This window comes from uncultured Roseivirga sp. (assembly GCF_963973945.1).
Lineage (GTDB): Bacteria > Bacteroidota > Bacteroidia > Cytophagales > Cyclobacteriaceae > Roseivirga.
The window spans coordinates 23,082-40,396 of the sequence record NZ_CAXBBV010000005.1; the positions used below are offsets into that span (position 1 = coordinate 23,082).

Here is a 17,315-nt window from a genome sequence, read left to right on the forward strand (position 1 = left end):
TACTATGGAACAAACATCAAACGTGGTTGTACAACCAGTAGACAAGAATAAAATCAGAGGTATTTGGAAGATTGCAGGTATACTTGCGATCATTACCCTAATTGAATATGCATTTGCCTTTATGATGGATGCAGGTACACTTAGAAATGTGATCTTCGTAGGCTTAACCATTGTGAAAGCATTTTATATTGTAAGTGAGTTTATGCACTTAGGTCATGAAGTGAAAGGCTTAATATATTCTGTTTTACTTCCTATGATTTTTATCGTGTGGCTGATTGTAGCTCTAGTTGAGTTAGAAGGTGGTGCGGTAAAAAGTAGTAGAGGAACTGTAGACTACCACCCTACTGGGTCTGAGCAAGTCGATGACAGTCATTAGCAATAGAAACTATATTTGAGAATATGATAGAATCAGACTGAGCAATTGGTCTGATTTTTTATTGAACAAAGTATTATGAAGAACAAGAAGGGCTTTTACTTATTCTTATTGATTCTACTGCCAGTGTTAATCTTTCTGTTTTTGAAAGGCTTTGGAAAGAATGAATTCCAGATACCAATTTACTATACCGATGGAATAGGAGGAGATACTTTGCGTCAAGTAACTTGTTTAGAGAGGAACACCGAACAATACATTGTGAAAAGCCCTGAACTTAAAGTAGGTGTAACCAAGGTAATTCATTTTGAAAGGATGGATGGCCCTGTACTCAAAACAAGGCTTGAAGAATTAGAAAAGGTTCAGGATGTTTTCTACAGTCATCCAAACGTACAAATGACTTCGTACTTGAATAGTGCTTCTATTCAAACCGATGCGATTACAGGCTATAATCAAAGGGTTACGTTTATGGATCAGTTTTGGCATTTTAAGGAACTAGACTCTGCAAGTTGGGGCAATTTGAAGTACTGCGGTATGGTCATGTCAGACCTCGATAACAGAGTAATTTTAGTAGATGCTGAAAATAGAATCAGAGGCTACTACAACATTATGGAAAGAGAAGAGACCGACAGGTTAATCCTTGAAATAAGGATTTTACAAACAATAGATTTAGATAATGAATGAAGTTGACTTGAAGCAGAAAAAGTCTATGCTATGGATCAGAATTCTTTCTGTAGCAATTCCATTGGCTGTAGCAGTATTATTGGGGCTGCCACAGAAGCTTGACTTGGGAGACTGGGTATATAACCTTCCTCATGTAATTGGAGTGATAAACACATTAACTTCGCTCTGCTTAATTTTTGCTTTTATTGCTATTAAAGCAAAGAAGAACATCGCCTTACACAGGAAATTGAACACCGCGGCCCTCGTTTTAGGAGCGCTGTTTTTACTTTGTTATGTAACTTATCATGCTTCTGCACCTTCAACTACATTTGGGGGAGAAGGAGCAATAAAGTCAGTTTATTACTTCTTCCTTATTAGTCATATTTTATTGTCGATTGGGGTAGTTCCCCTAGTGCTTTTGGCTTTTTTCTATGCTTGGAGTAATATGATAGACAAGCATAAAAAAATAGTGAAGTACACTTATCCCATTTGGTTGTACGTGTCAGTAACCGGAGTTATCGTTTACCTAATGATCAGTCCTTATTATCAGTTTTAGTATAAAAGCATTAACTTTGATGCATCATGAGAAGAGTTAAACAAATTATCTTATCGGCAATTTTACTAACTATTTTTAATGTTACCGCTCACGCACAGTGTGCCATGTGTAGAGGAACCTTAGAGTCATCTGTGGCTGGCGGTGATACCACAACTGCTTCTAATTTAAACATAGGGATACTTTACCTTTTTGTTGCTCCTTATATTCTTTTTGGGGTGTTAGGCTACTTTTGGTACAGAACTAGCAAACGAAATGGCGAAAAGAACAAAGCTCTCAGCAGTATTGCAGGGTAGATGTCCACAATGCCGAGAAGGCAGACTATTTATATCAAAAGCTTATAACCTCAAGAAATTCCTTTTAATGAAAAAGGAATGCGATGCTTGTGGTGCCAGATTTGAAAAAGAACCTCGTTTTTTTGATGGTGCCATGTACATTAGTTACGCCATGTCCGTTGGCCTTTTCTTAGTAAGTGCATTTATTATTAATTACACAATAGAAGAGGCAAACGAGAACACCTACCTAATTGCTATTATCACCGAGGTGATTTTGCTTTACCCTCTAATGTATCGCTACAGTCGTGTTTTTTTCCTTTACTCCTTTGGGGGATTTAAGTACACTCCTAAGCAAAATAATTAGTACTTTAAGCCTGTTCTAAAAGAATAGGAAAGGATTGTTGGTAAAAGAAAAAAGATTTGAGTTTCGTAAGCACAAGTATCTACTCTTGTGTATTGGTTTATTGGCAATAACGCTGATAATAGACGAAGTGATTTTTTCGGATAGAAAGAGAAGGGTTGAGCCCCAAGAAACCATTTCTGCCAATATCAAGGAGCAACTTTCGGTTCTAGACCAAGAAGTAAAATCTGTAGAGAGTAAGGCCATAGTTGACTTAAGCAGGTTGTTTAACCGCCTAGAAGTAAGTGAAGCGTTTCCTGTTTTTATTTATGAAAACGGAGAGATCATTTATTGGTCCACTAACCGCTTTGTACCCAAGTATGGAACTCTTGAAGGCCTATTTCAATACCGCTACCTAGAAATTGGAAACGATAAATTTATCGTTAAAAAGACAACAATTAACAGCGCGCAAAATAGAATTGTAGAAATCTATGGTTTCCTTCCGCTAAAATCTAATGTGCCAATATCAGAAAACTTTGCTGGTACGGGCCTCAATCAAAAGATTTTTGGTAAATCTAACTATGTACTAAGTTCTGACGAGAGTCTACCGAGCAAGAATCAGATTACATCTCAACAAGGTGTTTATCTGTTTTCATTTACCGGTACTGATTTAATGAAAATAGACTACCCTGTCTATTCTTCTATTATTATTCTCATGTTTGCGCTCAGCATATTTTTCTATGTGCGCTCGGCCTTCTTTTATTCGGCTTTGCTCAATAATAGGGGCAAACCCATGTACGCCCTAGGCTTACTTACCTTAATGCTGTTCATTCTAAGAGCACTTATGATTCGGTTTCAGCTACCATACAGCGTGCGCTCCTATGGCTTGTTCGATCCTTCCAATTTTGCAGCAAACTACATAGAACCATCTTTGGGAGATTTGCTCTTGAACCAAATCAGTCTTTTGGTGGTGGTAGTGTACGGCTTTTTACATTTTCATAACCGAGAAAGCAATACTAAGTACGACTGGAAGTTTTTTGGCATACTCCTGTTGTCAATCTTCTCATTTTATTACCTCACTTATGAGTTGCAGTCTATGCTCAGTAACTCACAATGGAAGCTTGATATAGCCAAGGACAATAGCCTAACCATTTATAAGCTGATCAACTATTTTGTGATTTTTGTGCAAGGTGTAATGTTCTTTTTGCTAACTCAACTGACTGCTACGAGGCTTATCAACCTAAAAAACAAGTTACCATTCTACATAAGTTTAGCCTTAGTTTTTGTGGCTGCTTTTGTGTTGGGCTGGATTTTTACAGAGAGCCTATTTGCTTATTTGCTCATCTATATTATTTACTTGGTACTGATTGTTCGCCTGAAATTCCCTTCCGAAATAAAAAGGCTAAGCTACAATACCTTCCTTTACTTCTTCACGGCCTCATTTGCTGTAGCCTTGGTAAGTACCTTGGTTTTAGGTGAAGACATTAAGAAAGTAGACCGTCAAGACAAAGTGAGTATTGCTACAGAATTGCTCACAAGCAAAGATGCCACGGCTGAGTACTTGCTTTCTGAAGCCAAAAAGAAAATTGAAAAGGACATCTTAATTCAGACTAATATTTCAAACCTATTTTCGCCCAAACAGCTAATACGGCAAAGAATTAGAAGAACCTATTTGGGTGAATATTTCGATAAGTATGACATTGAAATCATGCTTTTTAATGGTAATGGTCGCCCTATTAACAACACGCTACCGAATGACTATTCTTCTTTCAGTTTGTATAGCCAAGACCAGTACGCAACTGACCAAGAGGGTGTTTACTTTTTGAGTTTTCGCTTCCCTACTATTTCGAACCACTATTATGTGTTCATGGATATTAAGCGCTATAATACTGTGGTAGGGCATATTATCATTCAACTCGTTAAAAAGGAACAGCTCAATAACAGCATTCTGCCGCGTTTACTTTTTGACGAAAGCAGCAGTGTTACAGACAATGGCCACTTTGATTATGCGCTCTTTCAAAACGGTGATATGGTGAGTAATGTAGGCGATTTTAACTATGCTAAAGACTTCCCTAACGAGTGGAAGGATGACCCAAGATTGTTTGATAAGGGCCTTTTTGGGAATGGTTATATGCATTTGGGTGTGCAAGGCCGAGACGCCACTGAGTATTTTATCATCAGTAGCCCCCGTTACCCAAACCGATTCATGATCACCAATTTCTCTCTCTTTTTCCTCTTTATTGTCGGAATGATCATCTTGGTGTTTTTGGTGAGCGCTTTGTTTTATAACCTTAGAAAACGAACCGTTACTATAGCAGCTAAAGTCCAGATTCTACTCAATTTCGCCTTCTTCCTTCCGCTTATAATTGTAAGTATAGTGGTACTTAGGCTGGTGAATGAAACCGTTAGAAAGAACATTGAAGAAAACTACTTAGATGTAGCCGAAAGTGCAGGTTCAAACCTGACCATTACTTTAAAGGAGTTTTTAGATAGCCAAAGTGAAAATAACGAGACTCTGGAAAATAGAGTAGGTGAGATCAGTCAATATTCTAGGGCAGACATTAATTTATACAATGAAAGTGGGGTGCTTATTGCCACCAACCAACGAATGATTTTCGAGAATCAAGTGCTTTCACCCTTTGTAAACCCTAAGGCCATGGCCGAAATTATTGAGAATAAATCAAGTGAAAAGTTATATAGCGAAAGGGTGGGAGAGCTTGAATACCAATCAACTTATGTCGGAATCAGGTCGCAAAACAATGAACTGCTTGGCATTTTGAGCATGCCGTTTTTTGAATCGCAAACTCAGCTCAAGCGCCAACAAACATCAATAGTTTCCAATATCCTTAATTCATTTACGTTCATCTTTATCGTATTTGTATTGCTGTCATTTATGGCATCGAAAATCATTACTTATCCATTTACCTACCTTACCAAAAGAATTAAGGCTACCACTTTTTCAAATATTAATGAGCCTTTAGAGTGGAGTGCCGAAGACGAAATTGGCCTCATGGTACGCGAGTATAATCGTATGTTGGTGAATTTAGAACGAAGTAAAAAGGAATTGGCCATGAGCGAAAAGGAAAGCGCTTGGCGTGAAATGGCCCAACAAGTAGCCCATGAAATTAAGAACCCGCTCACACCTATGAAGCTTAAGCTTCAACACCTTAAAAGGGTATTGACTGAAGGAAAGGGGCTAGAGCAGGACTTCAATAAGCCAATTGATAGTATCTTAAATCAGGTTGAATCTTTAAGCGATATTGCCACTTCATTCTCTTCTTTTGCAAAAATGCCAGTTCCGAGAAACGAACGACTTGATTTGGCAGATTCGCTCCGTAAAGTGGTTCGTTTGTTTAAGGCCGATGATGAAGTGAAAATTACTCCGAACATTCCCCGAAATCCAGTGTGGGTAGAAGGAGATGCCAATCTTTTAGGTAGAATTTTCAACAACCTAATTTTGAATGCGCTTCAAGCCATGCCAGAAGGACGTATTCCTGCCTTGGAGATTAGTTTAGAAGAAACCCAAACCAAAGCCATTATTAGTGTGAAAGACAACGGTTTCGGAATCCCTGAGGAGATTCAAGACAAAATCTTCATTCCTAAATTTAGTACAAAAGTAGAAGGCTCTGGAATTGGCTTGGCCATTGCCAAACGTGGGGTAGAACATGCAGGTGGGAGTATATGGTTCGAAACCGTGGCAAACGAAGGCACCACATTCTTCTTAGAGTTTCCATTAACCGATTAATTGTGCTGCGTGGTTTACTTATTTCTACTTGCTTAATTTTTCTGAGTCAGACAGTTTTGGCTCAAACCGAAGAGCGGTGTAAATGGGTGAAAACTGATGGAAAACCCACCATACTAGATTCCCTTACTGCCATTCCCGAATCTATAAAAGTAGCACAACTAGAGGGGCAGAATATTCAATTCGATTTTCAATTAAATACCAATACGATCAGTATCTCATATCCTGCATTGGATTCTGTTATCGTATGTTATCGCACGCTGCCTTATGATTTACATACCAAACGTGCGAATAAAACATTGGCCATTTACGATTCTACCGCGCTGTTCAAAGATGCCATTCGCTACCAACAAACGCTGGCAATGCCCAAACGTGAAGAAGCCTTTTCAACCCAAAACATTTCGAAAACAGGAAGTATAACTAGGGGTATTTCCTTCGGGAATAAGCAGGATGTTTTTGTAAACTCTTCCCTAAACCTCCAAATGGAAGGGCAACTGACAGAAAATGTAAATTTACGCGCGGTAATTACGGATAGAAATGTGCCCTTTCAACCAGAAGGAAACACGCAGCAATTACAAGATTTCGACAATATTTTCATTCAACTTTATAACGATAACTGGTCATTAACGGCTGGTGACGTTGTACTCAAAAATGGCGCATCCAACTTTTTGCGCTATTACAAGAATGTGCAAGGAGCCCAATTCAAAACAACTTATGAAATGGCGAATGGCTTTAAAGCAGAAACAACTTTTGCGGCCTCTGTAGCCAAAGGCCGATTTGCCTCGATCAATGTCGATCCTATAGAAGGAGTGCTCGGCCCTTATCGGGTTCGAGGGCCAAATAATGAACGATTCATTATTGTAATTGCAGGTTCTGAAAAAGTGTTTGTTGATGGAGAAGAACTGACGCGTGGTTTCGATAACGATTATGTGATTGATTATAATTTGGGTGAAGTTACTTTCACCAACAAAGTGCTCATCACGAAATTCAGCAGAATCAGGATTGATTTTGAGTTTTCAGACCAAAACTATTCACGTTCTATTTTACAGGCCAGTCATTATCAGTCAAACGATAAACTCGATTTCTCCTTCAACTATTATGGAGAGAAGGACAATCGAAATCAGCCCTTGGCTTTTGATTTAAGCTTAGAAGAAAAACGAATTTTGGCCGATGCTGGCGATGACCTAGATCAGGCCTTTACATCGCGAGTGGATAGTATAGAGTATAGGCCTGATTTTGTGCTTTATAGAAAAACCATTGGCACGGATAACTTGGGGAATGAATTCGATATTTTTCAATACTCTACAAATCCCGACAGTGCTTTCTTCAATGTTCAGTTTACTTTGGTGGGTCAAGGTAGCGGAAATTATGTGTTGACAAACTCCACTACTAACGGACGAATTTATAAATGGACAGCTCCAGTCAATGGCCAATTACAAGGTAATTATGAGCCTCTTTCCTTGTTGAATGCTCCTAACCAAAAGCAAATGGTTACGCTAGGTGCTGGCGCCAAGTTAAATCAATACGATAAGCTCAGTGGCGAAGTAGCTTTCTCTAAAAACGACCTCAATTTATTCTCAGATTTAGATGCCGATGATGATCGAGGAATGGCTTATAAGCTCATCTATGAATCTGTAAACCGACCAGTAAAAGGGCTAGAAGATTACAAGTTCAATGCAGGTGCTTCATACGAATTTAACAATGATGCCTTCTCATTTATAGACCGTGTACGTTACATAGAATTTGATCGCGATTGGAGTTTTAACTCAAACGATTTTGAAGAGCAGTTTGCAGAGAATATTCTGGAAGCCAAAGTTGGGTTACAGAAAGATGCCCACAATAATATAGATTATCGTTTGGTGAGAAGGAAAAGAGGAGAGGCTGTAGATGGGGTTCAGCAGTATTTTAAAGGAATAAAAGAACTCAGTGTTTTTAGGTTGAAAGTAGATGCTTTTAACATGACTAATGATCAGCAAGTCTTATATTCAGAATGGCAGAGATTAGCTGCTGATTTATCAATCCGCTCCAAATGGCTAATTCCCGGCTATCGCTATAATGTAGATCGAAATGAGGTTTTCAATACCACTACCGATGAAATTGTACGGTCTGCCATGAATTTTGAAGCCCACACTTTCTACTTAAAGAATGATGAAAGCCTTACCACAAACTATGGAATTGAATATCAAGTTCGAGAAGACAGAACACCATTTAACGGGGAGTTGATTAACAGCAATAGGTCAGAAACATGGTCTGCGTTTTTCAATACCGAAATTGATGAAACACAAACCCTACGGACCCTTTTTACTTACCGAGATTTAGAAAATTTAAACCAAACAGGAGAAGACAGGAATGACCGCACTATTATGGGGCGAGTAGATTGGTTGGGGAACTTCTTTGATCGCTCCATCCAGTCAGAGCTATCGTATAATCTGGCCAATAGCCGCGAACTGCGCAGAGAGTTTATCTTTATTCAAGTACCTACTGGGGAAGGAACACATACTTGGCGTGATGATAATGGTGACGGAGTGCAAGACCTGAATGAATTTTACATTGCTGTAAACCCCGATGAAAAGAATTACGCCAAGATTTTCGTTCCTACCGACAACTATGAAGAGGCTTTTAATACCAATATCAGCTATCGCCTAAGAATGAAAACACCCAATACTTGGTTTGAAGATGGAGGACTGAAAAAACTACTCGCGCGTTTCACCAATACAACGGCCTATACGCTGAACTCTAAAATTACAGACGATGATCTTGCTGCCAGACTTTGGCCTATAAGCGTGGCAGATGATATGATTTTATCTTCCAGACAAACCCTTCGTTCAACCCTCTTTTTCAATCAGTCTAGAGCCGCCTTTGCTGCCGATTTAGGCTTTGCCCAGCAAGAGAATCGACAACTATTGTTGAATGGTTTTGAACGTATTGATAATGACGAACTAAGAGCGCATGTCCGTTGGAATGTGAATCACCAAACTAACCTAGATCTGACTTTTATCTCTGGCGAAAGAGCAAGTAGTTCGGATGTACTGACCCAAAGAAATTACCTGATACAGAGTAAGGTTTACCAACCAGCTGTTTCATGGCAGCCAACCAACTATTTCAGGCTTACGGCAACTTATGCCAACAAAGAGAAGAAAAATGTTTTTGCTGAAAGCAGTAATGAAAGCTCTTCCATTAACGAATTCTCAATCGACACTCGTTTTTCAAAAGCAGCCAAAACTACCTTGAGTGCTAATTTCAAGTACATTAATATTGATTTTAATGGGCAAGAAAACTCACCCACTGGTTACGAATTACTAGAAGCGCTTCGGCCAGGCCGCAACCTTACTTGGAACCTCAATTGGCAACAAAAAATTGGCAATGGACTACAATTACTTCTCCGCTATGATGCCCGTAAATCAGAAGGCAATCCAGTAGTACATTTAGGTAGGGTGCAGGTGTCGGCTTTGTTTTAGTGCTTAGTTTTCAAAACAAAATACCCTATTTTTAATGTTATAGGCCTAAAAACAAATCAACATGTCAACTATCAAACCCCTTTTCGCACTAGCCCTGTTCTTTACATTTTCATGTGATGCTCAAACTACAAGTGGCCCAATTGAAATTACTGAGCCTACACAAACCAGTGATTTAGTGCCTCGGTTAGTCACTGACGAATTAAGTAACCCTTGGGGAATGGTATTTCTTCCTGATGGTAAAATCTTGGTTACTGAAAAGGCAGGAACTATTGTTCTGATTGAAAATGATAGGGTAGTGAATAAGGAAGTTTCAGGTGGCCCCCAGAGCACGACAAGAGGACAAGGTGGTTTACTAGACATTGAACTGCATCCAGATTTTGACTCGAATAAATGGGTGTACTTTACTTTTGCCAGTGCTGAAGGAGAGGGGGACGGAGCAATGACAGCCCTTTCAAGAGCAAAATGGAATGGATCATCTTTTGATGGTCATGAGGTACTTTACAAGGGTTCGCCCAATACTAGAGCAGGTCAGCATTTCGGAAGTAGAATAGCCTTTGATGCCCAAAATCATGTTTACTTTTCGATTGGCGACCGTGGCAACCGCGATGTAAACCCTCAAGACATTACGCGTGATGGTGGTAAGGTTTATCGATTAAATGATGATGGTTCAATTCCTTCAGACAACCCATTTGTAAACACCGCTAATGCCAAAACCGCCATTTATTCTTACGGACATAGAAATCCCCAAGGCTTGGCTACCAATCCGGAAACAGGTGACATTTGGGAACATGAACATGGCCCACAAGGAGGAGACGAAGTAAATATTATTGGAAAAGGAAAGAATTACGGCTGGCCAGTGATTACCTATGGCGAAAATTATGGAGGTGGCGCTATTACAGACAAAACGGCCATGGAAGGAATGGAGCAGCCCGTTACTTATTGGGTGCCGTCAATTGCTCCCTGTGGAATGGCTTTTGTTCAGGATGCTAAATACACTGGATGGGACGGTGACCTGATTGTTGGCTCATTGAAGTTTAGCTACTTGGTACGTTGTGTAATTGAAAATGACAAAGTAGTAAGACAAGAAAAGATTGCGGAAGGCATTGGCCGTGTGCGTAATGTAGAAATGGGCAACGATGGCTATTTGTATGTTGGCGTAGAAGGAAAAGGGCTTTATAGATTGGTACAGAAGTAAGTCTATTCGTAATACCTTATATCTCTTTCATATATCAAATACGGTTTTTCATCCTTATATTCAATCTGTTTGATCCAATTACTCTGATCATCATAAAAATATTTGTATTCTGACTTCTCATGTATAGCGCCATCATATTCATAAGTAATATATTGGATGCTGTTTCCATTGGCATCGTACTTATAGGTCGCTTTATAATCGTAGATGTCTCCTTCCTCATAGTAGGTATAGTTTTCTACAGGCAGACCCTTATCATTAAACTTATAGTGTTCACGTGTGCCATCTCTTAAATATTCCCATTTTTCAATTAAGGTATTCCGTTCGTTATACTTCATTACTGTCCTGAATTCAACATTACCTTTATAATCGAAAGTTATCTCTTCAATTGGAAGGTTATTTTCATTATAAGAGTAAACGGTTTTGGTATTTAATGTAGCTTTAGTTTGAGTGTTAACTATTTCTAAAAGGTTTCCGCTTTGATCATATTGATAGGCCTTTTTATAAGAGTAACCATCAGCTTCTGTAATCCGATTATTTTCTACGATCTGGCCTTTAGAATTGTATTTAAAATCCTCTTTGTAACCTATTTTACCTCCTGGCAAATAGTTAATGTTTTCAATCAACTCTGATTTGTCATTATAGGAAAGGGTTCTAATGAAATTTAGGGCTCCACCAACTTCTGCCCTATGGCTTCTAACTTCTTTTAGGTATCCATTTTCTGTATACATTTCATAAAGGTTAGTTCTAGTTCTTCTCCCTTTTTGAACTTCACCATTGCTTTCAATAGCGTAATAAGTCAAGCTATGAACGGATTTTACTTTTCCTTTCAAGTTTTCTTTACAAAGATCCGTTTTATTCTCTTTGACCTCTGAAGAAAGGAATAGACTCCCCAAAAAAATAGATAACAAAATTGTTATGTGTTTCATAGCTTTCAGAGTTTAAGCATAATGCCTTAATAACTTATCGCTAGTTAGATGTAAATAGTAGCATGTGCTTCAATTTAGTAAAAATAAAAAATCAATCTTGCTGGTGGTCAGTTATTTATTAAAAAAAATGAGGTTGATGAGTGGCTATTCGTTCGGAGCTAATATGATTAACTCATTTTGAATAATCTCTAAAAGCAAATCAACCTCTCTTTTATGGGTTCTAAATGAAAGCACAGCTACACGCATGTAAAATTGGCCATTGAGCGTGGTGGAAGAAATGAAAATTCTTCCGTCTTGATGAATGGCTTTGACTATTGCTGCATTGAATTCATTGGCTTCTTTGTCCTTGGGCAGAAACCTGAAAATGACGGTTGAAAGTACTGGTGCTGGCCCAACCTCAAAGCCCATTGCTTTAATCTTGGTATAGAAATACTGCGCCAATTCCATTTTCTCTTCCAAACAAGCTTTAAATGGGGCGATACCATGAAGCTTAAGTGGTAACCACATGCGCATACCTCTGAAATGCTTGCTCAATTCTGGAGAAAGCTCGGCTGGCGACATTTCATCCTGATGCATTTTAGTGTCTTGCATGTAATTGGCTTCATAGCTGTTGGCCACAGCCAAATGCTCGATATTTTTAATCAGCACAATGCCTGAGCCATAAGGAAGAAACAAACCTTTATGTGGGTCGAGAATCACGGAGTCGGCTTTTTCAATGCCGCTCATTACTTCCTTGCCTTGCGTTGTCAATTGGAAGAAACCGCCATAGGCAGCATCCACATGAAACCACAGTTGATGTTCTTCGGCAATACTGGCAATGGCGTTCAGTGGATCAACGGCACCAACATCCGTAGAGCCTGCATTGGCAATGACCAGAAAGGGCTGAAGGCCTTGCCCTCTATCTTCAAGCACTTGAGCTTTTAATTTTTCTGGAATAATCCGATAGTCTTCATCCAAATCAATGATGCGCAAAATGCACTCGCCCAAACCACAAAGCTTAATGGCTTTTTGCAAACTGTGATGCGTTTGTTGGGTGGTATAGATCACCGTTGACTCAAGGTCTTTCCCTTTTAGCTTTTTAGCCTCTCTCGCTGTCGAAATAGCAATGAGGTTGGCAATGCTCCCGCCCGAAGTTAAATTACCTCCAAACCTCCCTGTATAGCCAATAAGCTTTCCTGCCCAATCGATCAGTGCATTCTCCATACGCACCGCTCCCGGAGAAGCGTAAAACACGCCTGCGTAACGGTTAGAAACTGCGGCTAGATAATCGCCCAAAGCGGACTCGTAAATTCCGCCCCCGGGGATATAGCCCAAGTGACCTCCAGAAGCTGGGTTCAGGCCCGGTTTATTTACTCTTTCGCCAATAAAAGGGAGAATATCTTCAATAGGGTGGTTCTGCTCGTCAATATTAAAGAAGCTGTCTTGACTCTCTTTTTTGTAGCTATCGTATTCGTAAGCCTTTCGATTTTCAAGGCTATTCAGAAAACCTTCGGCATATTCAATTACCGATTTTTGTAAAGAAAGTCTTTGGGCTGCGTTGGTCTCTAAAGAAGTTAAATTCATTGCCGATGGTTCTCTTAGTATTGCTGGCGCTAAAGTAAGGCTATAATGGTAGACTTAGAAGCTTTTTGAGTGACCTTAATACAACGCAGTTTAAACCAACTTACAACCAAAAAGGATCTTCACTGTTCTCCTTGAATAAAACTGAATCATGCATTTCGGTCATTTGCTCCATTTGTTCAGGAGTTGCTATGTCTTGAATTTCAGGAAATAGGACTCGTTCTTCAAAACGGATGTGCCTTTCCAGTTCTTCTTCAATTCTGTTAAGGTTGCGGGCAATGTCTTCTTGGTCGTCAAAAAGTCGAGCAAGCCTTCTGTGTTCCGCCATGGCCTTTTTGATGTGCTCATGCTCTTCTCCCAAAATTGGGAAGATGTATTTCTCTTCGTCCGAAAAATGAGGAATGAGGTGAGTTTCATAAAACCAGTCAGAATAGGCCTTAATCCTTTCTGGGTCAACTTTAGAAAGAAATCCCTTCCGTATTTTCCAACAGAGCAATAAGCCATGATGGTGTTCGCGGCTGAATGGTTGAAGTGCTTTGTGTCGTTTCAGAGGTTTTCTTTCTTCCATAGTTTTGGGGCTAGTGTGAAAAGAAGCCTTTATTTCTCAGTAATAGTGGAGAAATAAAGGCCATTATTAAATCAGTTGTTTATTGAGCCAATCAGCAATACACATTCACTATCGCCTTTGTTTACAATTTTGTGCTTTGTATGGGTTGGGAAAACATAGAATTCTCCGGGCTGACATTGATAAGTGTTGCCGTCAATTTCAAATTCAGGTGTTCCTTCCACTACAAAAGCATATTCTGTTTTTTGCGGATGTACATGTTCAGGGTATTCAGAATGAGCTGCCACTTTCACCATTTTTACAGCGCCATTTTCTAAGGCTAATAATGGCGATCCAGCAAAGCCTTTGACTTTCCCTTCGGTATATTCAAGCGCATTGATTTTGAATTGGTGATTCATGACTTAGGCTGTTAGTTTCTTCTCTAAGGCTACGGCTTTAGGGAAGAGAATGTTGTTTTCTAAGTGAATATGAAGGTGTAAATCATCCTCAAACTCCTTCAAAAGAGAAAAGGCTACTTTATAAGTATTACAAGCATCGGCTGGTGGTGTGTATTGGTTGCTTAATTCACTGATCTGACGAAAGCGTTCTCCTTCAGTATCGTGCTCGTGCATCATGGCCTGTACAGGGTTACTTACGGTGCCGAAATGTGGAGGGTGTACTTTTACATCTTCACTTTGGGCACTCATCATTTTTCTTACAAAAGGGAAGAGCATGAGTTCTTCTTTTTTCATGTGCATGGCCAATTCACCAGCAGAAGCATTGAAAAGGGCTTCTATTTCTAATAATTCAGGATGGTGTTTGCCATGTACTTCACTGATCTTATTGAGGTACTGCTTTATCACAGGCATTTTTTCTTCTACATAGCGATGGTGCTTTTTCTCAATATAGTCTGCCAGCAAATCAATTGGCCAGAATTTATAGTCGCTTCCACCGGGATGCGTTTTAGTGATTGAAGAATTAAGCTTCTCCATGAGTTCGCTTTGATTAATGTTTTTTGCTTCGCAGGCTACGTTTATACTGCGGTTGCCATTGCAGCAGAAATCAATGCCATAGGATTCGAACACTGCAGCGGTACGGTAATCTTCGGCTACAATTTCCCCGATCGTTTTTTCAATTAGATTTTCCATGATCTGTCTTTTTAAATTGGGTAATACCATAAATGAGTAAGCATATCACCTTGATAACTTCCCCTCCAGCATAATAGAAATGAAGGTTTGAAGCAGGTGGTATAGTGTCTTGAATGTACATTTCTGCCCGAGCGTCAAGCGCAGGGAGTAACCAAACTGTTTGAATAAATAGAAGTAAGAGTGGGAGTAAGAAGGCTACGGTTTTTGTACTCAATAGGGGTGCTTTGTGAATGACAAGCTGAATGCCTATTGCGATGGCGAATATCCATTCTATTTTATTCAGAGTACCGAAAACTAATCGTCCGATACCTAAGCCTAAAGACAGCGTAATGCCTGGAGCTTGAAATTTCAACCAAGCTTCCATAAAGCTAATGGCGCATATAAAGCCGATCCATAGGAAAACGGAAACTACTGTGATTGGCGATTTTACTTGTGCTGTCATAACAAAGGTTTTGAGTCTCTATCTTTATAATATTCGATTTTGAGTAAGAACATTTCTGCCATTTTTTGAGCACGCCATTTGGCTTCATCAGCCTTCTCACCTTCAAAAAGTTCATCTATGGTGGCATAGAATAACTCAATCCATCGCTCGAAGTGCTTTGCCTCTACAGGCAAATGAGCATGAGGAGCAAATGGACTTCCGTAATAAGTGTGTTCACCTAAAAGTATGGTTTGCCAGAAACGGTACATTTTCTCTAAATGCTGTGGCCATTTATTTTTGATCACACCATTGAAAATATCGACCAAGAGTTCGTCCTCCCTCACCTTTTTATAAAAGGAGTCGACCAATAGTTTGATGTCCGTGATGCTTAAGATTTGCTTCATTAAAAGAATGATTTATATAAGTCTGGATTCCAGTTCATTATTAAATAGAAGAGGCCAAAAGCCACAAAAGAGATCACCAAAGCCCAAACCCAAGCTGGAATTGCTTTTGGAGTTTCCGAGCCTTTAATGATAAACTGGTCTTCTATTTCGCTACCATAAGCGTTTATGGTGATGGACACTTGAGTGTCGACCACCTCGTTTTTTCGCAAGCCAACCACGGCTATTTCAGGGCCATTCCTTACTTCAAAAGGAATGGTTTTTACTCCTTCAACACCATTGCTGGATTTGGCTACTATTTTTAGCTTATGTTGACCATCGGGTATTTTGGTCGTGTCCATGGTAAACTTCACTGGAGGTTTAAATTCTCCGAATGGAACCGTTTCTTCATCCAGAAATACCTTTATAATTCGTTGGTCTTCCATTTTATCCGAAGTATTCATGGGTTACAATATTTTTAATGTGATGAGGGTCCTTTTTTTCTGGCCTAACCAAGTACTTAATGCTGTAAAACAGCGTCAAGCTTACAATGATTACAGCAGACCATATGATGATATAATCAAGTGTACCATTTGGGCCAGCACCATGGGTAATTCCGGTCAGTGCCTTAGGTTGTTTTTCCTTGCACAGCTCACAGGCATTCGCCATTTGTTGAGCGATGAAGGTTAACATGAAAATGAAACTTAGCTTTCTCATTTCTTATGGGTTTTGTTGGTTGACCATGTCTCTTATTTTCTTCACGTCTTCAGCCGAAAGGGTAGAGGCATCATTGCCCCAGCTGGTTCGCTCATGGTTGGCGATAGCCGCTATTTCTTCGTTGCTCAATTGATCAGTAAATGGTGGCATTTGAGCAAACTCACTGCGTGCATCATAACCCATAAGAATCACCTTGATCATCATTTCTGGGCTGGGGTCAGTTACAATTGGGCTTCCCACCAAAGAAGGGAAAGCACCTTGAATTCCTTCACCGTTGGCTTGATGGCAGGCTGCGCAAACATTTGCATACAGTTTAGCACCATCAGGAAGCAATGCTTGGTTAGGGTCGGTAGCGCTTGTGGTCACCACTTCTTTTTTGTTTTGGGGAATAAAGGTAGGGCTGCTGCCAGGCATTTCTGTTTGTTTTAGAGACTGTAGATAGGCTACCAGTTGCAGAGCTTTGGTGGAGGCCACAATCTTTGTGTTGGGCTTATTAAGGAAAGGACTGCCCACAGGAACAATCACATCTTCTGGTGTGACTTTATCGGTAGCTTTTTCTTCGAATAACCATGGATATGACGGCATGATGGATTCTTTTACCACAGAACGTGGGTTATAAAGGTGCATCAGGTGCCAATCTTTAACAGGTTGTCGTTTCCCGATATTGGTGAGGTCGGGGCCAGTTCGTTCACTTCCCAATAGTGAGGGTGATTGCCGCCACACATCCAGGCGTTGTTTACTGAAATAGTAATCAGAGGGCATTGAGGGACGATCGCCCCAAACGTTGTCCATTTCAATGCTTCTCACTTGCTGGGTATGGCAGGCAACACAACCTTCAGCAATATAGAGCCTGAGTCCTTCTTGCTCCATTTCCGTAAAGACCATTTGATTGGATAGCGGTGCCGTTTTCTGCATTTGCGATGCGGGCATAACAGCAATCAATAAACTGAGTATCAAAAAGCCAGCGATGGCCATATTGACTAATATTCTATGATTTTTATGAAAGTCGAACATCTTGGTTGT

At 39.8% G+C, this 17,315-nt stretch carries 18 protein-coding genes; 8 read left to right on the top strand and 10 right to left on the bottom strand.

The window, feature by feature from the left end; genetic code table 11:
* The first annotated feature begins 4 nt into the window (after positions 1–4).
* The 8 genes from AAC026_RS09875 to AAC026_RS09910 all read left to right on the top strand — a co-directional run bounded on the left by AAC026_RS09875 (position 5) and on the right by AAC026_RS09910 (position 10,596).
* Complete coding sequence (locus AAC026_RS09875; protein ID WP_339606194.1) at positions 5–376, top strand: cytochrome C oxidase subunit IV family protein; 372 nt, start codon at positions 5–7, stop codon at positions 374–376.
* 75 nt (positions 377–451) lie between these two features.
* On the top strand, positions 452–1,054 hold the full coding sequence (locus tag AAC026_RS09880) for a hypothetical protein (protein WP_339697452.1): 603 nt from the start codon (positions 452–454) through the stop codon (positions 1,052–1,054).
* Complete coding sequence (locus AAC026_RS09885; protein WP_339697454.1) at positions 1,047–1,589, top strand: DUF420 domain-containing protein; 543 nt, start codon at positions 1,047–1,049, stop codon at positions 1,587–1,589. Before AAC026_RS09880 ends, AAC026_RS09885 begins: the two co-directional genes overlap by 8 nt.
* A 26-nt stretch (positions 1,590–1,615) precedes the next feature.
* The gene (locus tag AAC026_RS09890; protein WP_339697456.1) at positions 1,616–1,882 is read left to right on the top strand and encodes a hypothetical protein; all 267 of its coding nucleotides are present in this window, start codon (positions 1,616–1,618) and stop codon (positions 1,880–1,882) included.
* The gene (locus tag AAC026_RS09895) at positions 1,842–2,225 is read left to right on the top strand and encodes a DUF983 domain-containing protein (RefSeq protein WP_339697458.1); all 384 of its coding nucleotides are present in this window, start codon (positions 1,842–1,844) and stop codon (positions 2,223–2,225) included. Before AAC026_RS09890 ends, AAC026_RS09895 begins: the two co-directional genes overlap by 41 nt.
* A 34-nt stretch (positions 2,226–2,259) precedes the next feature.
* Complete coding sequence (locus AAC026_RS09900; RefSeq protein ID WP_339697460.1) at positions 2,260–5,946, top strand: HAMP domain-containing sensor histidine kinase; 3,687 nt, start codon at positions 2,260–2,262, stop codon at positions 5,944–5,946.
* Positions 5,947–6,002: 56 nt separating this feature from the next.
* Positions 6,003–9,401, top strand: coding sequence for a hypothetical protein (locus AAC026_RS09905; RefSeq protein WP_339697462.1), 3,399 nt, complete (start codon positions 6,003–6,005; stop codon positions 9,399–9,401).
* A 61-nt stretch (positions 9,402–9,462) separates the two neighbouring features.
* Entirely contained in the window at positions 9,463–10,596 is a 1,134-nt protein-coding gene (locus AAC026_RS09910; RefSeq protein WP_339697464.1) for a PQQ-dependent sugar dehydrogenase, read from the top strand.
* A 2-nt stretch (positions 10,597–10,598) separates the two neighbouring features.
* Here AAC026_RS09910 and AAC026_RS09915 read toward each other — a convergent pair whose 3' ends face one another.
* The 10 genes from AAC026_RS09915 to AAC026_RS09960 form a co-directional block, all read right to left on the bottom strand.
* Positions 10,599–11,522: a hypothetical protein gene (locus AAC026_RS09915; protein ID WP_339697466.1), complete on the bottom strand. Its 924-nt coding sequence runs from the start codon at positions 11,520–11,522 to the stop codon at positions 10,599–10,601.
* Positions 11,523–11,666: 144 nt separating this feature from the next.
* A complete protein-coding gene (locus AAC026_RS09920; protein WP_339697468.1) occupies positions 11,667–13,085 on the bottom strand; it encodes an aminotransferase class V-fold PLP-dependent enzyme in 1,419 nt (472 codons plus the stop codon).
* Positions 13,086–13,185: 100 nt separating this feature from the next.
* Positions 13,186–13,650 carry a hemerythrin domain-containing protein gene (locus tag AAC026_RS09925; RefSeq protein ID WP_339697470.1) on the bottom strand — a complete coding sequence of 155 codons (465 nt, stop codon included), beginning with the start codon at positions 13,648–13,650 and terminating at the stop codon, positions 13,186–13,188.
* Between the two features lie 71 nt (positions 13,651–13,721).
* Positions 13,722–14,045: a cupin domain-containing protein gene (locus AAC026_RS09930; RefSeq protein ID WP_339697472.1), complete on the bottom strand. Its 324-nt coding sequence runs from the start codon at positions 14,043–14,045 to the stop codon at positions 13,722–13,724.
* 3 nt (positions 14,046–14,048) lie between these two features.
* Positions 14,049–14,774, bottom strand: coding sequence for an iron-sulfur cluster repair di-iron protein (gene ric, locus AAC026_RS09935; RefSeq protein WP_339697474.1), 726 nt, complete (start codon positions 14,772–14,774; stop codon positions 14,049–14,051).
* Positions 14,758–15,216 (bottom strand): hypothetical protein, encoded by a 459-nt coding sequence (locus AAC026_RS09940; protein WP_339697476.1) that lies wholly within the window; start codon positions 15,214–15,216, stop codon positions 14,758–14,760. Before AAC026_RS09940 ends, ric begins: the two co-directional genes overlap by 17 nt.
* On the bottom strand, positions 15,213–15,599 hold the full coding sequence (locus AAC026_RS09945; RefSeq protein ID WP_339697478.1) for a group III truncated hemoglobin: 387 nt from the start codon (positions 15,597–15,599) through the stop codon (positions 15,213–15,215). The genes AAC026_RS09940 and AAC026_RS09945 overlap by 4 nt, the downstream gene beginning before the upstream one ends.
* A complete protein-coding gene (locus AAC026_RS09950; protein ID WP_245620824.1) occupies positions 15,599–16,039 on the bottom strand; it encodes a cytochrome C in 441 nt (146 codons plus the stop codon). Before AAC026_RS09950 ends, AAC026_RS09945 begins: the two co-directional genes overlap by 1 nt.
* Positions 16,023–16,292 (bottom strand): hypothetical protein, encoded by a 270-nt coding sequence (locus AAC026_RS09955; protein WP_339697483.1) that lies wholly within the window; start codon positions 16,290–16,292, stop codon positions 16,023–16,025. Before AAC026_RS09955 ends, AAC026_RS09950 begins: the two co-directional genes overlap by 17 nt.
* 3 nt (positions 16,293–16,295) lie before the next feature.
* Complete coding sequence (locus AAC026_RS09960; RefSeq protein WP_339697485.1) at positions 16,296–17,306, bottom strand: cbb3-type cytochrome c oxidase subunit II; 1,011 nt, start codon at positions 17,304–17,306, stop codon at positions 16,296–16,298.
* Positions 17,307–17,315: the final 9 nt, after the last annotated feature.